This window comes from Haloarcula amylolytica, from assembly GCF_049705545.1.
Lineage (GTDB): Archaea > Halobacteriota > Halobacteria > Halobacteriales > Haloarculaceae > Haloarcula > Haloarcula amylolytica_B.
This window is the reverse complement of sequence record NZ_JBNAMU010000001.1, coordinates 1,970,210-1,992,012: the sequence shown is the minus strand read 5'-3', so window position 1 is coordinate 1,992,012 and position 21,803 is coordinate 1,970,210. Positions and strand designations below refer to the sequence as shown.

21 protein-coding genes are annotated in these 21,803 nt (G+C 63.6%); 11 read left to right on the top strand and 10 right to left on the bottom strand.

What is annotated here, in order from left to right:
* Nucleotides 1-9: 9 nt before the first annotated feature.
* Both ACOZ4H_RS10400 and acs read right to left on the bottom strand, forming a co-directional pair.
* Nucleotides 10-1,086 (bottom strand): phosphotransacetylase family protein, encoded by a 1,077-nt coding sequence (locus ACOZ4H_RS10400; RefSeq protein WP_424329214.1) that lies wholly within the window; start codon nucleotides 1,084-1,086, stop codon nucleotides 10-12.
* Nucleotides 1,083-3,188, bottom strand: coding sequence for an acetate--CoA ligase alpha subunit (gene acs / locus ACOZ4H_RS10395; RefSeq protein WP_424329213.1), 2,106 nt, complete (start codon nucleotides 3,186-3,188; stop codon nucleotides 1,083-1,085). The genes ACOZ4H_RS10400 and acs overlap by 4 nt, the downstream gene beginning before the upstream one ends.
* A 133-nt stretch (nucleotides 3,189-3,321) precedes the next feature.
* Here acs and ACOZ4H_RS10390 point away from each other — a divergent pair, with 133 nt between their 5' ends.
* Together ACOZ4H_RS10390 and dpsA are read left to right on the top strand one after the other, a co-directional pair.
* Nucleotides 3,322-3,708, top strand: coding sequence for a hypothetical protein (locus tag ACOZ4H_RS10390; RefSeq protein ID WP_424329212.1), 387 nt, complete (start codon nucleotides 3,322-3,324; stop codon nucleotides 3,706-3,708).
* A 176-nt stretch (nucleotides 3,709-3,884) separates the two neighbouring features.
* Nucleotides 3,885-4,418 carry a DNA starvation/stationary phase protection protein DpsA gene (gene dpsA, locus ACOZ4H_RS10385; protein ID WP_424329211.1) on the top strand — a complete coding sequence of 178 codons (534 nt, stop codon included), beginning with the start codon at nucleotides 3,885-3,887 and terminating at the stop codon, nucleotides 4,416-4,418.
* Nucleotides 4,419-4,566: 148 nt separating this feature from the next.
* On the opposite strand, the gene ACOZ4H_RS10380 is transcribed toward dpsA, so the two are convergent.
* Nucleotides 4,567-4,716, bottom strand: a complete 150-nt coding sequence (locus tag ACOZ4H_RS10380) for a hypothetical protein (protein WP_424329210.1) — start codon at nucleotides 4,714-4,716, stop codon at nucleotides 4,567-4,569.
* A gap of 146 nt (nucleotides 4,717-4,862) precedes the next feature.
* On the opposite strand from ACOZ4H_RS10380, the gene ACOZ4H_RS10375 reads away from it, so the two are divergent.
* The 3 genes from ACOZ4H_RS10375 (at nucleotide 4,863) to ACOZ4H_RS10365 (ending at nucleotide 7,674) form a co-directional block, all read left to right on the top strand.
* On the top strand, nucleotides 4,863-5,447 hold the full coding sequence (locus ACOZ4H_RS10375) for a DUF7547 family protein (protein ID WP_424329209.1): 585 nt from the start codon (nucleotides 4,863-4,865) through the stop codon (nucleotides 5,445-5,447).
* 79 nt (nucleotides 5,448-5,526) lie between these two features.
* Nucleotides 5,527-6,006: an HTH domain-containing protein gene (locus ACOZ4H_RS10370; protein WP_424329208.1), complete on the top strand. Its 480-nt coding sequence runs from the start codon at nucleotides 5,527-5,529 to the stop codon at nucleotides 6,004-6,006.
* Between the two features lie 96 nt (nucleotides 6,007-6,102).
* Nucleotides 6,103-7,674, top strand: coding sequence for a bifunctional metallophosphatase/5'-nucleotidase (locus ACOZ4H_RS10365; RefSeq protein WP_424329207.1), 1,572 nt, complete (start codon nucleotides 6,103-6,105; stop codon nucleotides 7,672-7,674).
* On the opposite strand, the gene ACOZ4H_RS10360 is transcribed toward ACOZ4H_RS10365, so the two are convergent.
* The 4 genes from ACOZ4H_RS10360 to ACOZ4H_RS10345 form a co-directional block, all read right to left on the bottom strand.
* Nucleotides 7,675-8,055, bottom strand: coding sequence for a Zn-ribbon domain-containing OB-fold protein (locus ACOZ4H_RS10360; protein WP_424329206.1), 381 nt, complete (start codon nucleotides 8,053-8,055; stop codon nucleotides 7,675-7,677).
* Nucleotides 8,052-9,203, bottom strand: a complete 1,152-nt coding sequence (locus ACOZ4H_RS10355) for a thiolase C-terminal domain-containing protein (protein ID WP_424329205.1) — start codon at nucleotides 9,201-9,203, stop codon at nucleotides 8,052-8,054. The genes ACOZ4H_RS10360 and ACOZ4H_RS10355 overlap by 4 nt, the downstream gene beginning before the upstream one ends.
* Nucleotides 9,204-9,267: 64 nt before the next feature.
* Entirely contained in the window at nucleotides 9,268-10,095 is an 828-nt protein-coding gene (locus tag ACOZ4H_RS10350) for a DUF7551 domain-containing protein (RefSeq protein WP_424329204.1), read from the bottom strand.
* Between the two features lie 215 nt (nucleotides 10,096-10,310).
* Nucleotides 10,311-11,453, bottom strand: a complete 1,143-nt coding sequence (locus tag ACOZ4H_RS10345; RefSeq protein WP_424329203.1) for an ABC transporter substrate-binding protein — start codon at nucleotides 11,451-11,453, stop codon at nucleotides 10,311-10,313.
* Between the two features lie 143 nt (nucleotides 11,454-11,596).
* Between ACOZ4H_RS10345 and ACOZ4H_RS10340 the strand changes: the two genes are divergently transcribed.
* Nucleotides 11,597-11,782: a hypothetical protein gene (locus ACOZ4H_RS10340; protein ID WP_424329202.1), complete on the top strand. Its 186-nt coding sequence runs from the start codon at nucleotides 11,597-11,599 to the stop codon at nucleotides 11,780-11,782.
* On the opposite strand, the gene ACOZ4H_RS10335 is transcribed toward ACOZ4H_RS10340, so the two are convergent.
* Genes ACOZ4H_RS10335 through ACOZ4H_RS10325 form a run of 3 tightly spaced genes read right to left on the bottom strand, consistent with a single transcriptional unit; the run spans nucleotide 11,779 to nucleotide 14,417 of the window.
* Entirely contained in the window at nucleotides 11,779-12,090 is a 312-nt protein-coding gene (locus ACOZ4H_RS10335) for a hypothetical protein (protein ID WP_424329201.1), read from the bottom strand. The two genes, ACOZ4H_RS10340 and ACOZ4H_RS10335, sit on opposite strands and share 4 nt — an antisense overlap.
* Nucleotide 12,091: 1 nt before the next feature.
* Nucleotides 12,092-13,672, bottom strand: coding sequence for an acyl-CoA carboxylase subunit beta (locus tag ACOZ4H_RS10330; RefSeq protein WP_424329200.1), 1,581 nt, complete (start codon nucleotides 13,670-13,672; stop codon nucleotides 12,092-12,094).
* 1 nt (nucleotide 13,673) lies between these two features.
* Complete coding sequence (locus tag ACOZ4H_RS10325) at nucleotides 13,674-14,417, bottom strand: beta-ketoacyl-ACP reductase (protein ID WP_424329199.1); 744 nt, start codon at nucleotides 14,415-14,417, stop codon at nucleotides 13,674-13,676.
* Between the two features lie 218 nt (nucleotides 14,418-14,635).
* Here ACOZ4H_RS10325 and ACOZ4H_RS10320 point away from each other — a divergent pair, with 218 nt between their 5' ends.
* From ACOZ4H_RS10320 to ACOZ4H_RS10300, 5 genes are read left to right on the top strand one after another with little or no spacing between them, the layout of a single operon-like run.
* Nucleotides 14,636-15,799 carry an alpha-1 4-glucan-protein synthase gene (locus ACOZ4H_RS10320; protein WP_424329198.1) on the top strand — a complete coding sequence of 388 codons (1,164 nt, stop codon included), beginning with the start codon at nucleotides 14,636-14,638 and terminating at the stop codon, nucleotides 15,797-15,799.
* Between the two features lie 37 nt (nucleotides 15,800-15,836).
* Entirely contained in the window at nucleotides 15,837-17,039 is a 1,203-nt protein-coding gene (locus tag ACOZ4H_RS10315) for an extracellular solute-binding protein (protein ID WP_424329197.1), read from the top strand.
* Between the two features lies 1 nt (nucleotide 17,040).
* Nucleotides 17,041-18,663, top strand: coding sequence for an ABC transporter permease (locus tag ACOZ4H_RS10310; protein ID WP_424329196.1), 1,623 nt, complete (start codon nucleotides 17,041-17,043; stop codon nucleotides 18,661-18,663).
* Nucleotides 18,663-19,793, top strand: coding sequence for an ABC transporter ATP-binding protein (locus ACOZ4H_RS10305; RefSeq protein WP_424329195.1), 1,131 nt, complete (start codon nucleotides 18,663-18,665; stop codon nucleotides 19,791-19,793). The genes ACOZ4H_RS10310 and ACOZ4H_RS10305 overlap by 1 nt, the downstream gene beginning before the upstream one ends.
* Nucleotides 19,790-21,796 carry a hypothetical protein gene (locus tag ACOZ4H_RS10300; RefSeq protein ID WP_424329194.1) on the top strand — a complete coding sequence of 669 codons (2,007 nt, stop codon included), beginning with the start codon at nucleotides 19,790-19,792 and terminating at the stop codon, nucleotides 21,794-21,796. Before ACOZ4H_RS10305 ends, ACOZ4H_RS10300 begins: the two co-directional genes overlap by 4 nt.
* The last annotated feature ends 7 nt before the right edge of the window (nucleotides 21,797-21,803 follow it).

The following is a 21,803-nucleotide window of genomic DNA, read 5'->3' as shown; positions in this document are numbered from 1 at the left end:
ATGACGGTCCTATATGTCTATTGACAGGAGGGACTCGATATCGATACCGTCGTCGAGTAGCGTCCGCATACGGTCGACTGTTGCCTCGTTGCGCGTCTGACCGGTGCGGAGTACCTCCTCGACTCTGTCTATCGTGGTCCGCGTGTCCGACTGAACTGACAGCACTGGAATGTTTTTCTCGGCTGCCTGCCCAATAACCGCACTGGCGGGCTGGAATCCACCTGTGAGGAGTAACGCCTTGATGCCGGATGCTTCGAGGGCTGCGGTCTGGACCTCCGAGCGGTCACCGCCGGTGACGACGACGGCATCACGCGTCCGCCGGAAGCGTTCGAGTGCGCTGCTCCCGCTCATCGCGCCGACGCTGAACCGCTCGACGTGTACGTCGGTGTTGGCATCACCGGTGAGGATATCCGCGCCGAGGTTCCGTGCGAGGTCGGCGACGGTGACACCGGCGAGCGAGCGGTCGCGCGGCAAGATCCCGTGGACCGGAACGCCCTCGCTTTCGAGGAACGGAACTACGTCGTCGGCGAGTTCGTCCACTGTCGCGTCGGTGATACCATTGAACAGGACGCCGTCGAGTCGATCACCGATCGCCCGGGCCGCGGACAGAATTTCGTCCGTATCACTGGGCGTATCGTAGCCGGTGACTAACAGTACGCGGGCGTCGAGCAGCTCCGCGATATCGATGTCTGTGAGGTCGACGATACTGCCGGTCGCCAGGTCGCTGCTCCCTTCGACGAGGAGCAGGTCGGTCCCGTCCGAACACGTCTCGATGCTCTCCTGCAGTCGCTCCCGGAGGTCGTCGGGGTCCTCACGCCCGCGGATGGCCTCCTGGATGAACGTCGGGGAGTAGACGATGGGCTCCATCTCGTGGAGATCGGTCTCCAGGTCGAGCAGTTCGCGGGCGAGCATCGGGTCCTCGTCCCGCGTTTTGCCGACGGCGCTCCGGAGCCGCGTCCCCTTGGGTTTCATGTAGCCGACGTCGTAGCCCGCGTCGTGGGCGCGCGTCGCAAGCGCGAGCGTGATTGCCGTCTTGCCGATACCTTCCTCCGTTGACGTGACGAGTAGCGTGTTCGTGTCGGTCATAGTTGCTCCTGGTCGAGGGTTAGCCGCAGGTCGACCGCCTGTACCCCGTCGGGGGTCGCGACGAGGGGGTTGATGTCCAGTTCGACGATAGCGGGGAAGTCAGTGACGAGTTGCGAGAGCCGCTGGATGGTTTCGACGAGCGTGGCTTCGTCGACGGGGTCGCGGCCCCTGGCACCGCGCAACAGCGGCGCGGAGTCGATGTCGTCGAGCATCCCCTTCGCCTCGTTCTCGCTGACGGGGGCGACACTGACAGTGTTGTCTTCGAGCACCTCGACAAAAATACCGCCGAGGCCGAACAACAGCAGCGGCCCGAACTGCGGGTCGCGGTTCATGCCGAGAATCGTCTCGACGCCGCTGTCGAGGTCGATCATCTCCTGAACCTGAACGCCGAGAATCGTCGCGTCCGACTGGTAGTTACGTGCCCTGACGACGAGGTCCTCGTAGGTGTCGCGGACGTCTTCGACGGGGACGCCGACCTCGACGCCGCCGATGTCGGACTTGTGCAGGATGTCCGGGCTGACGATTTTCATCACCACGTCGTCGCCGATCTCCTCGGCGATAGCCTCTGCTTCGACGGGCGAGGAGACGACCTCGCCCTGTGGTGTCGGGATCCCGTACGCGTCGAGCAGTTCCATCGCTTCCACGCCGAGTCGGTTCGACCCGCGTCGGGCACCGGACTCGAGTATCTCGCGGGCTCGCTCGCGGTCCACGTCGAAGGTCGTCGGCTCCTCGTACTCGGTCGCCTTGATTTCCCGGTAGCGTCTGAGGGCGTCCAGACTCCCGACGGCACGGGCCGGGTCGAAGTAGTTCGGCACGCCCGCTTCGCTGAGGACGTTTGCACCAGCGTCGACGGACTTGCCGCCCATCAGCGTCGCCGCGACGGGTTTCTCGAACCGCTCCTGCTGTTCGACGATGCGTTCCGAGAGTTCCTCGAAGGAGAGCACCGCCGTCGGACAGGCAACGACGACGGCCATCGAGACTCCGTCGTCCGCCAGTACGGTCTCAAGTGCCGTCTCGAAGCGGTCCGCCGGCGCGTCCCCGATGATGTCGACTGGGTTGTAGATGTTGGCTTCCTCGGGCATCTCCTCGCGGAGACGGGAGAACGTCTCGTCGCCGAACTGCGCGAGTTGCAGGTCGGAGTCGCCGACGGCGTCGGTCGTCATCACGCCGGGACCGCCGGCGTTCGTGACGATCGCGATTTCGTCCCCGTCCGGGAGCGGCTGGCCGGCGAGAATCTGCGCGTAGTCGAACAGTTCCTGGACGGACTCGACGCGGAGCGTCCCGGCCTTGTCGAGGCCCGCCTCGTAGGCCCGCTCCGACCCGGCCATCGCACCGGTGTGGGAGGCCGCCGCGCTCGCGCCCGCGTCCGTGCGGCCGGACTTGACGAGGACAATCGGCGTCTCCTGTGTGACCTCTCGGGCCGTCTGAACGAACGAGGACCCGTCGTTGATGTCCTCAAGATAGCCAAGAATCACGTCGGTATCGGGGTCGTCGCCCCACTCGGCGACGAAATCGCTCTCGTCCAGCACCGCCTTGTTCCCGAGAGAGACGATGTCCTTGAAGCCGACATCGCGCTCGGCGGCCCAGTCCAGCACGGCGGTGATGAACGCGCCCGACTGGCTCATAAAGGAGATATCCCCGTCGCTGGCCATCTCGTTGCCGAAGGTGGCGTTGAGCCCGACGGGCGTCGATATCACGCCGAGGCTGTTCGGGCCGACCAGATTCAGGTCGTATTCGCGGGCTGCCTCGCGGAGTCGCCGCTCGCGTTCGGCCCCGTCGCTGCCGGTCTCACCGAACCCGGCAGTGATGACCACGACGTTCTCGATCCCCGCTTCCCCGGCGTTCTCGATGACGTCGACGGCTACCGTCGGCGGCACGACGACGACGGCCACGTCGACCGACGCGGGGTCTTCCAGGTCGACGAGGTTGTCGTGACACGGTAATCCAAGCACTGTCTCTTTGTTCGGGTTTACGGCCAGGACCTCCCCTGTAAACGAATCGAGCAGGTTCGTGGTGACCGCGTGACCGACGGACCCCTCCGAATCGGTCGCCCCGACCACTGCGACACGTTCCGGCGCAAACAACGTCGATAATCGTCCCATGCCTCTACTCGGAGGTTACAGTGGCGTCGGAATATAGCTGTGGGGAACTCCCAGCGGGCGGGAATATAGACGATTCATTACCGCAGTTTCGGTGTGACGACGTTTTTGTTCGTCACTGTCGTATGCTTCGGCGATGACCGAGACAGAACCCCTGTCGCCGTTCGACGACGAAGTGATCCGCGCGGTTGCGGGGACAAACGGCGTCGACGAGGAACAGTTACGGTCCACACTCGCCGACCACCAGCGGACGATGCGTGAGAATCCGGGCGTCGAGGACCTCGTCTACGAGTGGCGAAAGCGGTTCGATGACGCGGTGCTGCATCGCAAGCCCGAGACGTTTTTTATGGCTGTCAGAGAAACCGTCTGGGAGGAGTACGGAGCGCACCTCGGTATCGACGACTACCTGCTCGCCGCTGTCGTCGCAGTCCATCAGGAGCAGGTCCTCCGCGAAACAGCCGTTGACAGCAGTGCTATCGACGAGGACGCCGTCGCACTCGTCGTTTCCCGCCCGTCGCAGTAGAGCTGTCCCTTTTATATCAGGTGCAGAGTGCTGATTTGAGGAGTGGTTGTCATCAACGGAAATATTTCCGTTCAGGTAATCAGGCATTCTATCTTAGGACATAATTTTTGGGTTCCCAAAAACATATTTTCACAAAACAATCTTTAAGTGGCTTCCGACTGTACGATAAGATGACTATGGCAACGCAAGAGCACGTCCGACGCGAGTTCGGCGAGGTCGAAGAGAACGAACTCCGCCTCGACAAGGAGAAGTCCGAGCAGGTAATCAACGCCTTGAACCAGGATCTGGCGGACACGTACACACTGTACCATCAGGTCAAGAAGCACCACTGGAACGTCGAGGGCGCGGAGTTCCGCGACCTCCACCTGTTCCTGGGCGACGCCGCCGGACACGCCGAAGAGGCGGCCGACGAACTGGCCGAGCGCGCACAGGCCCTGGGCGGCACACCCATCGCCGGCGGCAAGGCACAGGAAGAGCACGCGTCGGTGGAGCCGGAAGGACAGGACGTGTACGACATCCGGACGTCGCTCGAAAACGACCTCGAGATGTACGGCGACGTCATCGAGTCGCTCCGTGACCACATCGAACTCGCGGAGAACCTCGGCGACCACGCCACGGCCCAGATCCTCCGTGAGATCATCGTGCAGACCGAGGAAGACGCCCACCACATCGAGCACTACCTCGAAGACGACACGCTCGTGCTGGACTAACACGGCACAACGCTTTCTTTCTCAGTTTCTTCTGCCGGATAGCGTCGCTACCTAGCTCGGGTTGTGTAGCGCGGCGTGAACCGTTCCGGTAGCAAGTAGTTCGAGAATCGGAGGAGAGAGAAACGCGACACGGGGGCGGACGAGCGGACTACCGTTGGAGGTCGACGGTTACGTCAGTCGAAATCCAGCCGTCTCGGTTCCCGTCTTCGGTAAACACGGTTCTGTCAGCACCGCTGTCCAGTGCTGCAACGTCCGGGCGGTCCTCGGAGGCCTCGACATCGTCCGTCTGTGATGGCATTACCTGAGTTAGGTACCCCTAAAGCTAAAAGGATTTTGGTTAGCCTAATCATCTGCGGACGCCAGCCTCGATTCCGACAGCAGAGACGACTCACAAAAGCGTCGGAACGGCGCGGCCTTTAGTACCCGAGGCGACAAGAAAGAGGTATGAGCGCAGACGATGACCTCACCGCCCTGGTTACGGACCTCGTCACGACGTTACAGGAGCTAGAGACGGAGGTCGAGCCTACCACCGACAGCGGCCTGCCGCGCCCGCCGACGCCGGGTGAACTCCTCCGGTTCACCAGCGACGTGACCATCCCCGCGGTCATTCTCGTCTTGAAGAGCAATATCGAGGCGCTGAAGCTTCTCCGGCGAGCCCTCCGGATGGCAGAGGGGCGGCCGACATCGACCGGGTCCGCCTCGGATGAAGTGCGACAGCGTGCGAGTGACCTGAGTCGAGCTACGCTCTCCCGCCTCGACGGTGCGTTGACGGACCTCCAACGTGCTGTCGAAGGCACTCCGGAAGACGAGGAGGCCCGCGAGCTCATTCAGGAAGCCCAACAATTACGAAGCCAAATCCAGGATAGGTTGGCTGATGAAACAGGAGCAAGCGGGGATGCCGAACCCGACCGGGGTACTGACGTTCCTGTGGACGTAGATGCCGAACTACGGTCGATAAAGGACGATATCGATGGTCCAGATAGGGACGACACCGGTACCGAAAACGGGGACGGAAGCGACGAGGAGTAAAGAGCTCCAGCGCGGTGTGAAAGTTATGTTATATCAAACATAATGATTTATTATTGCACAGGACTAGGTATGAACACCGATGTCCAGCTCTACCGCTCCGGGCGGTCGCCGGGCGACCCTGTTCGTCCGGTCTGACCTCCCAAAACCGTCACAGAAACGCTGTACCGCTATCGAACGTGAGCTACAGGAGCTGGTGTGCCGCGGCGTACTCGATGACATCGAAACAGTGGAATGGGAGAAGCGCGTTCCGCTGCAGGGCCCCGGTAACGGAAACGAACGGGACCTGTACAACGAGTTCGCGGACTGGGCCCGCGGGGCCGGTGTCTGCCTCGCGCCGTTTTTCGATACCCGGCTCTGCTACAGTTCAACGACGGGCGAGAAGCGCCGGGAACTCGTCATGCCGGCCGTTTGCCTCGCAGTTTACGAAGACGGCGACCTCGTGCAGGTTGCCCCTTTCGCTGACGCGGGCCGCACGGAATCCGTCGAGGAGTGTATCGAGGAACTCGCCGAAACGGGGACCCTCCCGGAGAACTATTCGACAACGGTCTCGACCGTCTAGCGCACTCGCGCTCTGTCCGCCGCTTCTGTGGCCCTGACAGCACTATTGCCGCGATACAAACCATAAAGTTCTGTTCCACAGATATGTCGTATTGATATGACATATCAGGTGACACGTCGTGACGTGCTCGGGACCGGTGCGTCTGTCCTCGGCAGCCTCGCAATCGGCTCAGCGACCGCCAGCGGCGCGCTCCAGACCGACGGGACCACTGTCACGTTTCTCCACGACACGCACGTCCACGGGCGGTTCACCAACGCCTCCGCGGAGAAGTTGAGCGTCTCCCGGTACTTCGGGTTGATGAACGACATCACCGAGGACGCGGACACCACGCTCCGGGTCGGCAACGGCGACGACCTGGCGTCGTCGGTCCTGTCCGCGGTGTTCGACGGGCGACACGTCGTGTCGACGTTCAACGCTGGCGGGCTGGACTTCGATACGTACGGCAACCACGATTTCGACATGGGACCCGAGGTTCTCCGGGAGCGCGTGTCCGACAGCCTGTTTACGTGGGTCAGTGCGAACGTCCGAGAGAACGGGGCCGTTTTCGCCGCCGACCAGGGCGCACAGCAGTACGTTCTCACGGACGTGGGTGACGTGACCCTGGGAATCACCGGCCTGATTACGCCGGAGGCTCCCGAAATCACCTCTATCGGAGAGAACACCGAAGTCCTGGAGCCGGCGTCGGCGCTGCAGGGTGTGACAGAACAGATGCAGGCCGACGGGGCTGACGCGACCATCGTGCTCTCCCATCTCGCGAGTGAAAATGCTCGAACCGTCGCTGAGGACGTGGACGGCGTCGACGCCATCATCGGGGACCACGCTGCGACGGTGCTGGAAGAGCCGGAAGTCATCAACGACACGGTCCTCTCGTTCGTCGGCGACGAGTACGAGTACATCGGGGAGTTGGCGCTCGGTATCGGCGACGACGGCGTCACGGACCACGAGTTCGCACTGCACGATGTCGGCGCGTCTTCCGCCGGAACAGACCCGTTTGTCAGTCTCGTCCAGGACCACTACGAGACACAGTTGGAACGGCAACTGGACGTCGTCATCGGGGAGACCACCGAACCGCTCGACACCAGACAGTCAGTCGTCCGGGCACAGGAGTCGAACATGGGGAACTTCGTCGCCGATACGATCCGCGCCGATGTCGAGGCCGATACCGCGCTGATGAACGGCGGCGGTATCCGGACGGACAGGCTGTACTTCGAGGACGCGAGCGAGGACAACCCGGCGGAGATCACGCGGCGCGTCGTCGTCGACATCCTCCCGTTCCCGAACAACGTGGTCGAACTGGAAATCACGGGCGAGACGCTGCTCGCGGCGCTGGAAAACGGCGTCAGCCGCGTCGAGGAGGGAGCCGGGCGGTTCCCGCAGGTGAGCGGGATCACCTACACCTACGACCCAACCGCCGAGAGCGGCGACCGGATTACCGAAGCGACTGCCGGTGGCGACCCAATCGATTCAGAAGCGACGTACACGCTCGCAACGAACGACTTCGTCTCCGGCGGCGGCGACGGCTACAGCATGCTCAGCGACGCCACCGTCCTCGTCTCCTCGAACGAGGGTGCGCTCCTCTCCGACCTCGTCATCGACACTATCGAAGAACAGGGGACGATCTCGCCAACGACAGAGGGTCGTATTATCCGACAGGGGGAGGAGAGCTGATCAGATCGGGTCCCAGCGGTAGCCGTCCCAGTCCTGGCTCTCGGGCACTTTGATACCCGCGTCGGGGTCGCGGAGTTCCTCGACGTAGACGGGTTCGACCGTGTCACCTGTTTCGACCTCGTCCGTGGTCACCTGCCCGAGCGCGCGGACGAACTCGTCGCTCGCATCGGAGACGTCCGTTATATCGAACTCCACGATAGCCAGCGTGTTGGGCTCGCGGACGCCCGGCGGCGTCGCCGTCGAATGGGTCCAGGTGACGACTTCGCCGGTCCGGTCCGCGAGGTCGAGCGTCTCTTCCTGTGGTTCGCCACACTCCGGACACAGCGGATGGGTGGGGTACGAGACGTGACCGTTCGAGCACAGCCCTGCTTCCAGCGTCATTCTGCGGCCTCCATGATGGTGGTGATGACACAGTTTCCGAACCCGCCGACGTTACACGCCAGTGCGGTATCGGCCTCGACCTGTCGCGGCCCGGCCTCGCCGACGAGCTGTTCGTAGATTTCGACGCCCTGCGCGACACCGCTTGCCCCCAGCGGATGGCCCTTCGACTTGAGGCCACCGGAGGTGTTGATCGGTAATTCGCCGTCCTTGGCAGTGGCCCCGTCCATCGCCAACTCCCAGGCCGTCCCCTGTTCGGCGACGCCGATACCTTCTAGCTGGAGGAACTCCAGAATGGTGAACATATCGTGCAGTTCGGCCACGTCGAGGTCCTCGGGACTCAGGCCGGCCATCTCGTAGGCCTCCTTGCTCGACTCGACGACCCCGCCCATAACTGTCGGGTCGTCGCGTTCGTGGACGACGTGGGTGTCGGTGGCCCCGCCGATGCCGGAGACGAGGGCGTACTCGTCGGTGATCTCTTTGGCCCGCTCCTCTGTGGTGAACATGAGCGCGGCGCTGCCGTCCGTGATCGGACAGAAGTCATACAGCCGAAGCGGATCCGCGATGATGGGCGACTCCAGCGCTTTCTCCATCGTGATCTCCTTCTGGAACTGCGCCTTGGGGTTGTCAACGCCGTTCCGGTGGTTCTTGACCGCGACTCGGGCGAGTGACTCCCGGGGGGCGTCGAACCGCTCCAGATAGTGCCGGGCGGTCATCCCGGCAAAGGACGGGAGCGTCACGCCGTGCTTGTACTCGTCGGGGTGGGTGATCGAGGCGATGATGTCGGTCGCCTGGCCCGTCGTCTTGTGGGTCATTTTCTCGCCGCCAACTAACAGCGTCATATCACTGGCTCCGCTGGCAACGGACTGCCAGGCCTCGTAGATGCCGGCCCCGCCCGAGGAAGAGGTCTGGTCGACCCGTTCGCTGTAGGCCGGAAGCACCCCCAGGTCGTGGGCCAGCAGATTCATGATTCCCGTCTGCCCTTCGAACTCGCCGCTGGCCATGTTCGAGACGTACAGGTGCTCTACGTCGTCGGGCGCAACGCCGGCGTCCGTGAGACACTCCTCGCCCGCCTGCGAGAGTAACTCGCGGATCCAGGCGTCGCGTTGCCCGAATTTCGTCATCGACGCGCCGATTACTGCGACTCCCATACCTGTGCCGTCACAGGGGTATCGTGTATTTATTACGGTCTGACCTATAGAACGAGTGGAATGTTCAGGCAGTCGTCGTGACGACCGACAGCCCTTCGGCGGGTCGGTCACCAGCCAGTGAGACGAGCAGCCGCCAGCCGTCCGCAGTCCGCTCCGCTTCGGCCACCTGTGGCGTGATACTCGTCCGTCGCAGCAGTTCGACGGCGATGGGCAACACCGGACAGCGATAGTCCGACAGCGTCGGGCGGTAGTTCCCTAGCGTGATATATTTGGGACAGCGACCGGGGCCGACGGCTGCGGGTTCGATTGTTGTCTCGTCGACCAGCCCTGCCGTTTCGAGGTCGGCGACGGCGTCGCGGACCGGTTCAGGCCCGCTTGGCTTTCTCGGCAACTGTCCGGCGGCTTCCCGGAGGGTATCCGCCTGCGTTTCCGGGTCGAGGTTGTCCGCGAGGGCCGTGGCCATGCTTTCGAGCATCGCCAGACAGAGGCGCTCGCGGTTCTCGGTCTCCTCGGCCGCTTCGAGGTAGCTGTCGATGACTGCCTGCTCGACGGAGCGGTGACGGCCCGACAACACCTCGAACAGCGATCCGGCGACCGTGTGACAGTACTCCGGGAGCGACGACGGCGCAGCCCTGACGGCGTCGGTCCCCCACGGCGCTTCACAGACGATGAGGCCGTGGACGGTGACGCGGGGGTCATATCGTCGGAGAGCACTTCGGTAGGCGGTCGCTACGCTGGCCGCTTCGGCGGCCGTCTCGCGGTCCGGGAACTGCATGCCCGACACCGGGAACGGCGGCGTGCCCGTCCGGGCACTCACGATGCGGTACGGCCCGACAGCGACACTGAGTGCCGAGAGTCTGTCACGGATGTCTGCGAGTGTTCGTCCAACCATTGTTACAGTGTCTGAGGCGGAGTCGGTTCGGAACCCGATGCACTGCTGACGGTGCATCCAGCCGATATCCATGCATCGACAACGCCGATTGCTGCTTGCTCGGTTCCAGCCACGGCGACACAGCCACAGAGCCGCCCGACCGGGGCCACGTGACCCCGTTCTCGCAGCCCGCTCGGGTTCTCGTTGGTGGGTCGGGTTGCTCCGTCCATGGTTTCTTACAGATCTCCGGCGACGATATCGGCGACGCGCTGGCGGTCGAATAGGTCTCGCTCCACGTCGTACACCTGTGACGCCGCCCGTTCCGTGAGGACCAGGTTCGTTATCGGCCCTTGGTACAGCGAGCCGCCGCGATACACGTTTCCGTTCTGTACCGCCGTCAGTTCGCTTCCAGTCGGGTCCGCTTCCAAGGAGCGAACGACTGTGTCTTCGAACTCCGCTCTCGTTTTATCCTCCTGTCCCCGCATGAGCAGGTACTCCGGATCGATATCCAGCAGGGTCTCGAAATCGACCTCGCTTCGGTCGGAGTGGAAGTCCCTGACATCAGTTTTTGCGAAGGCGTCGCGCACGCCCAGGTCACGCCACTGCTTGAAACTGGTCCCGTCCTCCATGAGGTATGGCGAGAAGCTGGTGGGCTCGTCGCTGCCGGCCCACATGATAGCTACTTCCGGCCGCTCGGACTCCGAGTCCGGCACGATGTCCTCAAGGCTCGTCTGGAACTCCTCGTTGAGGGCCTGAAACGCGTCAAACCGGTCGGTCCGCTGGAACGCTTGGGACAGTTTCTCGAAGGCTTCATACAGCGTGTAGTAGGTGTAGTCGTGCCACTCGTAGCCGGTCGAGAAGATGCTGTTCCCGAAGAACGGTGCGATCCGGGTCTCGATTTCGTCGATATCGGACTGGTCCCAGGACCCGCGGCTCAGCAGGAAGTTCGGGTCCATGACGTGGATGTCGGCGTCCATTTCGTAGAACTGTTCCTTGCCGACGCCGCTGTCGCCCCACAGCTCCCGGATCGAACTCCCGTCGACGCTGACGCCCGGGATCTCGTCGTAGTACCGGGTATGATACCGCGACGGCAGCCAGACTCCTTCCGGTGCATCGAGGCCAAGGGCAATCCCCATATCGGCCCAACTCCCGTTGTTCGCGACCCAAACCTCAGGTACTGACTCGAAAGTGACCTCGCCGACTGGCTCCATCGAGACGGAGTAGCTCGAATCCGTCGACGTCGTGGCCGTCGTGCCGGATTCCGTCGTATCATTAGTTCCTCCGCTACCACCGTTGTCAGCCTCGGACTGACCCGAACAGCCGGCAACGGCTCCTGCCAGCCCGACGCCGGTCGCAACGATATACTCTCGTCGGTCCATACCGTTTTAGGCTTGCCTAATACAGTTAAATCTTCCCATATTTAGGTGGGCCAAAAACGACATGAAACGACAAACGGCACCACAGCCCCCGACATTGAGAATCCACACAAAGTATATCCGTGTGTGCTAACCACACACGAAATATGCAGGAGGCCTGGCTCCAACTCCAATGTCCGGCATGTTCAGTTGCCTGGGAAGAGCAAGTGACCGACCTCCCGGCCCCAGAGTCACAGTTCGTCTGTGACGACTGCGGGACCGAACGGTCACTGTCGGAGTTCATGCGGACCACCCGCGACCTCGAAGTACTGCAGGAGTTTACCGAATCTTAGTACCGCGCTCGCGCCGCCGCCTTCCACTCGTCGCCCCGTTCGACGTTGTTCGGGGGGCGGCGTTTCCCAACACTCGCCAGCCGTCCGGCCAGCGTCCACTCGTCGACGTACTCGACCGTGGGACGCCGTGCTGTCGCTTCAGCGGCCCGCTGGCGGTCGGTCACGTGGGCACTGACAGCGGCGGTGATAGCTGCCGCCTCAGCCCGTGACGCGTCGACCGGTATCGACAGCGACAGGTTCTCGGCTTCTGCGCTGTCAGCGGTGGGCTCTGTCTCCACGTTCGGCTGTGATGCGTCGCGCGTCGCCATCTTACAGTGGGATGTTGCCGTGGTCTTTTGGCGGGGTGTCCTCGCGCTTGCGCTGCAGGAGGTCGAGGTCCTGGATGAGGCGCTTGCGCGTCGCTTTCGGTTCGATGACGTCGTCGAGGTAGCCTCGTTTCGCCGGCCCGTACGGATTGGCGAACTCGTCGCGGAACTCGTCCATCAGCTCCTGGCGCTTGGCGTCCGGGTCGTCGGCGTCCGCGATCTCGTTCCGATAGAGGATGTTGACCGCGCCCCGCGGACCGAGCACCGCCATCTCCGAACCGGGCCAGGCGTAGTTCACGTCGCTGCCGAGGAACTTCGAGGACATGACGATGTACGCCCCGCCGTAGGCTTTCCGCACGACCACCGACAGCAGCGGCACTGTCGCCTCGGCATAGGCGTAGATTAGCTTTGCGCCCCGCCGGATGATACCGTTGTGCTCTTGGTCCGTGCCAGGCATGAACCCGGGCACGTCGACGAGCGTGAGGATGGGGATATTGAACGAATCGCAAAAGCGGACGAATCGGGCCGCTTTCTCCGCCGCGTCGATGTCCAACGTCCCCGCGCTCACGCGTGGCTGGTTGGCGACAACGCCGACTGACTGGCCGTCCATCCGGGAGAACCCGATGACGACGTTGCGCGCCCAGTTGCCGTGGACCTCGAAGAAGGAGTCCTCGTCGACGATGGCGTCGATGACCTTCGTCATGTCGTAGGGCTTGCGCGGGGCCGACGGGACGATGTCGGTCACACCGGGGATTTCCCTGTCGGGGTCGTCCCACGGCTTGACCCGCGGCGGGTCCTCCATGTTGTTCGCCGGCAGGTACGACAGGAGACGGCGGATGTTTTCCAGGGCTTCCTCCTCTGAAGGGTACGAGAAATGGGCGACGCCGGATTTGGTAGAGTGGGAGCCCGCACCGCCGAGTTCCTCCTTGGACACCTGTTCCCCGGTCACCGTCTCGATGACGTCCGGGCCGGTGATGAACATGTGGCTGGTGTCCTGCACCATGAAGGTGAAGTCAGTCAGCGCCGGACTGTAGGTCGCGCCGCCGGCACACGGCCCCATAATCGCGGATATCTGCGGGATGAGGCCGCTGGCCTTCGTGTTGCGCTCGAATATCTTGGCGAAGCCGACCAGCGAGTCGACGCCCTCCTGGATGCGTGCGCCGCCGGAGTCGTTGAGTCCGATGACCGGGACGCCGTTTTCGATGGCCCGGTCCATCACCTTGCAGATCTTGTCGGCGACAACCTCGCCGACCGAGCCGCCGAGTACGGTGAAGTCGTGGGCGAACAGAAAGACCTTCCGCCCGTCGACCTCGCCGTAGCCGGTGACGACCGCGTCGCCGGCGAAGCGCTTCTCCTCCATGCCGAAGTTCGTCGACCGGTGCTCGACGAACGGATCGACCTCGTTGAACGTGCCGTCGTCGACGAGGAAGTCGATACGCTCGCGGGCGGTCATCTTGCCCTTCTCGTGTTGGGCTTCGATACGGGCCTCACCGCCGCCGAGCTCGGCCTCGGCTCGTTTCTGTCGCAACTCCTCGACCGCGTCGTCGGGCGCGGTCTCGTCTTCTGGTTCTTCCTGTTGACTCATGTTACCACTCCATCCCGCCGTTGACACCAAGTACCTGTCCTGTCATGTAACTCGATTCCTCGCTGGCGACGAACCTGACGATGCCGGCGATGTCCTCGACGCGTGCGAACCGGTCGAGTGGAATCTCGCGCAGAATCTTCTCCTGAACGCGTTCGGGCACCTCCTCTAGCATGTCGGTCTTGACAAAGCCCGGTGCGACGCAGTTCGCGGTCGATCCCGTGTGTGCCAGTTCGAGCGCGAGCGTCCGCGTAAACCCGAACAGTCCGGATTTCGTCGTCGCGTAGTTAGCCTGTCCGATGTTGCCCTGCTGGCCGACGACGCTAGAGATATTTATCAGTCGGCCGTGGTCCGCGTCGCAAATGTCCTCATAGAAGGCCTTCGTCCCGTTGAACACGCCGCCCAGATTGACATCGATAACCGTCTCCCAGTCTTCGCGAGTCATGTTCTCGAACTTCTTGTCGATGGTGATCCCGGCGTTGTTGACGAGTACGTCTGTGGGACCGAACTCGTCGGCCACTTTCTCACGCATCGCCCGGACCTCATCGAGTTTCGCCACGTCGGCCTGCGCCGCGATAGCAGTGCCGCCGCTCTCGCGGATGTCCTCGACGACGGCACGGGCTTCCGCCTCCGAGGAACGGTAGTTAACGACGACGTTGGCCCCGTGAGCACCGAGGTCTTTGGCGATTCCGCGGCCGATACCGCGCGAGGACCCGGTGACGACACAGGTTTGATTGTCCAGGTTCATTTGTGGTTGAGGGTTGCCCTGTTGCTTCGTACGCTCATCACCTAATCTGGCAAAGCACAGCCAAATAATGGTTCTCCTAATACAACATTAAACGGAAGATTTGAAATATAATGATGTTTCGGTTTCAGTATTTATGACGGATAGAAAACAGACTCACGAGGGCAACAAATCGAGAACGCCAAATCTTTTAGGATGGCCTAAAGAGGTATGGCCAGTACATGACAGCCGACATCTGCGTGATGGTGCCGACGATCCGAAACCACGAATGCATGCGTTCGTACTTCGAGAACGCCCGGGAACACGGGTTCGACCTTGACCGGTTGTTTGTCGTGCTCATCACCGAGGACTTCTGTGACACCGACGCGATGGAACAGATGCTCGACGAGGAAGGCGTCGACGGGGCCGTCTACGACGGGACCGCCCGCGAGGCGTGGTTCGAGACCCACGGCGCGAGCGAGTATTCACACCTTATCCCCGAAGCGAGCCACGCCCAGACGTCGTTTGGCCTTCTCTACATGTGGGCCAACGACTACGAGTACGGCGTGTTCATCGACGACGACACGCTGCCACACGAGGGCGCGGACTTCTTCGGCACCCACATGTCGAACCTGGCCTTCGAGGGCGAGATCGAGACGGTCAGCTCCGACGAGCAGTGGGTCAATGTTCTCTACAAGAACGAGGACGAACACGGCCTCTACCCGCGCGGCTACCCCTACGCCGCGATGGACGAGACGGTCGAGACCGAGGGGACCCGCGTCGACGACGTGGTCGCCTCCCAAGGCCTCTGGACGAACGTCCCGGACCTCGACGCCGTTCGCATCCTGATGGACGGCGACCTCCAGGGACAGGCCCAGACCCGTACTAGCGGGGCGGACTTCGGCGAGGACTTCGTCGCCGCCGAGGGCCAGTACCTCACCGTCTGCTCGATGAATCTCGCCTTCCGGCGGGAAGTCATCCCGGCATTTTACCAGCTCCCGATGGATGACAACGAGTGGGACGTCGGTCGCTTCGACGACATCTGGTCGGGCGTGTTCCTCAAGCGGGCCTGTGACGTGCTGGGCAAGCAGATCTACAACGGCGACCCGCTGTGTGAACACAACAAGGCACCCCGTTCGACGTTCTCGGACCTCACAAACGAGGTCCACGGGCTCGAACTCAACGAGCACGTCTGGGAGATCGTCGACGAGGCCGGCGCGGAGGCCGACTCCTACGCCGCGGTGTTCGAGGACATCGCGACGGCGATGGTCGACGGCGATTTCAGCGACTGGGAAAACGGTGCCTTCCTTAACTACTGCGGGGAGTTCATGCTCGACTGGCTGGCATGCCTCGACGAACTGGAAGCCGCCGCGACGGAACAGGTCCCCGCAACTGCCGACGACTAGAAAGGCCTAAGTTGTTTAGGCAACCCTAAATCAAACAATGAGTGATTCTAACGACACGGCAGGACGTAACGTGACGCAGTCTCGACGCCGCTTCCTTGCTCTCGGCGGCACGACTGCCGCGACAGCAATCGCCGGCTGTTCCGGCATTCTCAGTGGTGGCGATGGCGGCGACGGGGGAAGCGACGGTGGAACTGATACCGGAGTCGGGCAGATTTCCCTTTCGGACTTCCGTGGTTCCGGCCCACTGGTGGAACAGCGGGACGCCCCCGGCGGGACCTCCATCGAGGAGCTGCCGGACCTCAGCGGCGAACTGACGCTGTATCTCGGAGGTGGCGAGGGTGGACTGTATCTCGACCTCATCAACCTGCTCGAACAGTTGTATCCGGACTTCACGGCGAACCACCGGCTCGAAGCCTCCAGCGACCTCGCGAACACGATTATCGAGGAAAACGAAGCGGGCGCGAGCCCCGCCGACGTGTTCATGTCCATCGACGCCGGTTCGCTCGGTGCCGTGGCCAACGCCGGTGCGACCGCGAGTCTCCCCGAAGAGGCCCTTTCGACGGTCCCCGAAGCCTACCAGGACAGCGAGGGCCGCTGGGTTGGCATCGCCGGTCGCGCCCGGGCGATCCCGTACAACACGAACCAGATCTCCGAATCCGACATCCCGTCGACGGTCCAGGAGTTCCCCGAGACGGCTGCGCTGGAAAACAGCATGGGCTGGGCACCGAGCTACGGCGCGTTCCAGTCCTTTGTCACCGCGATGCGGCTCATCCGCGGCGACGACGAGACGATGTCGTGGCTCCAGGCGATGCAGGACCACGGTATCACCACCTACGACGACGAGTTCCGCGTCTCCAACGCCTGCGCCGACGGAGAGCTCACCGCCGGCTTCGCCAACCACTACTACACGCTTCGGGTCCAGTCCGCCCGCGAAAGTTCGCCGATCGGCCTCGCGTTCACCGAAGGTGACGCCGGCGCACTCGTCAACGTCTCGGGCCTCGAAATCATCAACGGAACCGACAACGCGGACCTGGCGTCGAACTTCGTCCGGCACGTCCTCTCGGCGGAGGCCCAGGAGTTCTTCGCCACTCGGACGTTCGCGTACCCCATGATTCCGGGCGTCGCACCGGTCGGCGATCTGCCACGTATCGACGACCTGAACCCGCCGGACATCGACCTGACCGAACTGGCCGACGTGGCCGGAACCGTGGACTTACTTCGGGACGCCGGCGTCCTCTAATATGGGCACAAAAGACCGGTACGAGCGGCTTCGGGAACAGGCGACGACGTCGGAACGAGACTCGTCGCCGCACACGCTGCTCGCAGTGGTCTCGCTGGCAATCTCGCTGCTGTTACTGGCGCCGCTGGTGTGGGTGTTTCTCCGAGCGGGCGAAATCGAGTTCGCGCGTGCGGTCGAACTGTTGACCAGCGACACGACCGTCTCGGTGACGCTGAACACGCTGGCGCTGGTGACTGGTGTCACTTTCGCATCGATTCTCATCGGCGTCCCGCTGGCGATTCTCACTGCCCAGACCGACCTGCCGTTCAAGCGGTTCTGGACGATCACGTCCGCGTTGCCGCTGGTCGTTCCGAGCTACATCGGGGCCTTCGCGTTTGTTTCGGCGTTCGGCCCCCGCGGCGTCCTCGCGGACCTGCTCTCGCCGCTCGGTATCGAGCAAATCCCGACGATATACGGTCTACACGGCGCGATACTCGTATTGACGCTGTTTACGTACCCCTACGTGTTTTTGACTACGCGCGCGTCCCTGCTGTCGTTCGACGGGACCGTCGTCGAGGCTGCCCGAACGCTGAATCACACTCGCTGGGAGGCGTTCCGCCGCGTCACGCTGCCACAGATCGCACCGGGCATCGCCGCGGGTGCGCTGCTGGTGGCACTGTACGCGCTTTCTGACTTCGGGACGCCGGCGATTATGCAGTACGACGTGTTCACGCGGATGATCTACAACGAGTTCGGCGCCCGCAGGCTGGACTACGCCTCCGTGCTCTCGATGCTCTTGCTCGTGATGGCGCTCGGCATCCTCGCCGTCGAATCCCGTCTCAGCGCGGGCCGGGACGGTGCCTACGTCAGCAGCGGCTCGCGCCGACCCGGCCTGATCAGGCTCGGGTACTGGAAGGGGCCAGCACTGCTGTTTTGCGGTGCCATCGCGTCGCTCTGTCTGGTGCTTCCGATCGGCATCCTGCTCCAGTGGCTCCTCCGTTCCGGCACGGGATACAGCGGCGGCGGCTTCGCGTTCGAGGCGTCCTACGCCTGGAATTCGGTCGGTCTGGCGGCCGCCGCGGCCGCTATTTGTGTCGTGGCAGCGCTCCCGATCGCCTATCTCGCCGCGCGGGGCAGTTCGGGCGTTTCGTCGCTGCCCGAGCGGGCCACGTACGTTGGGTACGCGGTCCCCGGTGTCGTGCTCGGGCTCGCGCTGGTGTATCTTGGGCTCCGGTACGTCCCCTTCCTGTATCAGAGCGTCATCCTGCTGGTGTTCGCCTACGTGATTCGGTTCCTCCCGCAAGCCGTCGGGACGACCGAGTCCTCGATTCTCCAGGTCGACCCGCAGTATATCGAGGCGGCGCGGTCGCTGGGCTACCATCCGCTCTCGGCGTTCCGGAGAGTCGTCTTGCCGCTCGTCGCGCCGGGTATCGCCGCCGGGGCCGCGCTGGTGTTCCTGACGACCATGAAGGAATTGCCGGCAACGCTGATGTTACGCCCGACGGGCTTCGAAACCTTCGTCACGTACATCTGGCTCGTCCAGGGTGCCGGCTACTACGGACAGGCGGCGGTCCCGGCCCTCGTGCTCGTTGGCCTTTCCGGACTCTCTATGCTGGTCATTCTTCGACGGGAGGACACAAGCTAATGTCTCGACAAACACGCACACAGCAAACGTCTGACTTCGACGACGTGGACGCAGCGGTAGCGAACCCGAACCGGACCGTCCTGGAACTCGACGACGTATCCAAGGACTACGGGCAGGAAGTCGCCGTCGAGAACCTCTCGCTCGACGTGAAAGACGGCGAACTGCTGACGCTGCTTGGCCCCTCGGGCTGCGGGAAGACGACGACGCTCCGGATGATTGCCGGGCTCGAACGCCCCTCCGACGGGCAAATCTCTATCGCCGACGAAGTCATCGCCGACGGGTCCTCGTTCCGGAAGCCAGAGGAACGCAACGTCGGTATCGTCTTTCAGGACTACGCCCTGTTCCCGCATCTCACCGTCGCCGAGAACATCGCGTTCGGCCTGACTGAGATGGAAGAAGACGCCGTCGCGGAGCGGGTCGACGAACTGCTCGAACTGGTCGACCTGTCGGCCCATCACGACAAGATGCCGAGTCAGCTCTCCGGCGGCCAGCAGCAACGCGTCGCGCTCGCCCGCTCGCTGGCCCCGGAGCCGGACGTGCTTTTGCTCGACGAGCCGTTCTCGAACCTGGACGTGCGATTGCGCGTCGAGATGCGCGAGGAGGTCCGCAAAATCCTCAAGCGGGCCGGCGTCACCGCCATCTCCGTGACCCACGACCAGGAGGAGGCGCTGTCGATAAGCGACCGCGTCGCCATCATGAACGACGGAACCATCGCCCAGATCGGTGACCCCGCCGAGGTATTCGAGAACCCCGAGAGCCGCTTCGTGGCGAGTTTCCTCGGACAGGCGAGTTTCCTCTCGGCCCGGGTCACCAGCGATGTCATCGAGACCGGACTCGGCTCGTTCGACGTGGAGTCGCTGAACGGGCCGGTCGAGGCGTACAACGGCGCGATGGTTGACGTGCTCGTCCGTCCCGACGACCTGCAGGCGATGCCGACCAACGAGTCCAAGGCCGACGGGTACGTCGTCCACCGCCAGTACAACGGCCCCTCATTCGTCTACCGGGTCGAACTCCACAGCGGCGACGTCGTCCACTGCATGCACAACCACGTCGAGACGTTCGAACCGGGCCAGCCCGTCGAGGTTGACCTGGTCGCTGACCACGACCTGGCCTGGTATCCAACGGAATGAAGCGACTGCGCCGGCCGGGGGTACAGGCGGGGCTGGTGGCGCTACTGGGCGGGCTCGTCGTTTTCGCGCTCGCCCACGTCGTCTTTCCGCACCACACCACCAACCACGACGAGGGCGTCTACCTCCAGCAGGCCGCGATGTTGCTGGAGGGGCAACTGTTCGTCTACCCGCCGGTCGAGGAGTCGTTCCGGCCGTGGTTTTTCGTATCTGACGGCGGGCGGCTGTACCCGAAGTACGCGCCGGTTCCGGCGGCGATGTTCGCCGTCGGGAAGCTCCTTGGCGGGTACCGCGTCGCGCTCGGCCTGATTGGGACCGCCGTCCTGGCGCTGACGTACCACACCGTCCGCGAGGCCTTCGATGCTCGAACGGGCGTGGTGGCGACCCTCCTCATGTTCGGGTCGCCGCTGTTCCTCGTCGAGGCCTCGGTGTTCCTCTCGTACGTTCCGACGACGCTCTGGAACCTCGGTTTCGCCGCGGCGTATCTCCACGCCGACCGGACGGGGAGCCGAAAGACAGCGGCGTGTGCCGGGCTCTCAATCGGTCTCGCGTTTTTCGCGCGGCCGTTCACGGCCGTGCTGTTTGCGACGCCCTTCGTCGCGCATGCGCTGTGGTCGCTCCGGACGCGCGACCCGGCGCGGTTCACGCGCCTGTCGCTGACTGCCGTCGGCGGTCTCACCGGCGTCGCCGCGACGCTTGCGTACAACCGCGTCGTTACCGGCTCCGCGCTGCTGTTCCCCTACGAGGTGTTCGCCCCGCAGGACGGCCTGGGCTTCGGCCACCGCGAGATTCTGGGGTATTCCCGCCAGTTCACGCCGGCGATGTCGCTGGACGCGAACGCCGAACTCCTCTGGAAACTCGTCACGCAGTGGGTCGTCGCCGGGCCGCTGGGGACGGTGGCCGCGGCCGTTGGACTCGGGGCCGTTGCGCGGCGGGGGATAGACGGTCGCCAGACGGCACTGGCCGGCGTCCTCCTGACGGTCCCGCTCGGCAACGGCTACTTCTGGGGCACCGTGAACATGCTCGGCGACCTCTCGGACCCGACTGACGGCCTGGTCGCCTTCCTAGGGCCGTTCTACCACGTCGACATGCTCGTCCCGCTGACGGCCTTCGGTGCCGTCGGCGTCGTCGCCGTCGCCCGGTGGGCGCGCCGGCTGGTCAGCGAACAGGTCAGCGCCGACCAGGTCCGTCCGGTCCTGCTTGCGGTGGCGCTCTGCGGCGCGGTGCTGGGCGGCGGTGCGGCCGTCGCGACGGCGGCCGAGCCGGTCTCGGACAACTACGCGGTGACCCAGCAGCTAGAGCAGGCCTACGAACCATTCGAGCAGCGTGACCTCGACAATAGCCTCGTCTTGCTCCCGACGCCGTACGGCGACTGGCTCAACCACCCGTTCCAGTCGGTGCGCAACGACCCCGGCTTCGACGGCGACACCGTCTACGCGATGCAACACCGCCAGTTCGAGGTGATCGACGCCTACCCCGACCGGACCTACTACCGCTACGTGTTCCGCGGCGAGTGGGTCCCGTACCTGGGACTGCCCGTCGAACCGCGGCTCCAGCCGGTGTCTGTCGCCGAGGGCGAGACAGTCAGAACCGACGTGTCGGCGTCGGTCCCGGAGCAGGCTGCGCTGGTCTCGATCCGGCTCACGAGCGAGGGTGAGAACGACTACGCGACCGTCACCGGGGCCGACAGGCTGGATTTGCAGCTTTCGACTGACCGGGACCGGACGCGGCTCACCGGCGACGGGATCGACGACCAGGTCAGCGTACCGACGCCGGAAAGCGGGACGGTGACGCTGATTATGTTCGTCGACTACGGCACCGGTGCAGGGTTCGAATACCGGGCGGAGCTACCGGTCGACCAGACGGACGAGGGCGTCCGGACGCTGACGCCGCGGCTCGAAGTCTGCAAGGACCAGCGCCGCTGTGGCGGCGAAGCGGCGTACGTCCCGGGCACGCATCGCGACGGAATCAGTATGAACGCGACTATCACAGCCGAGAATACGTGAGAAACAC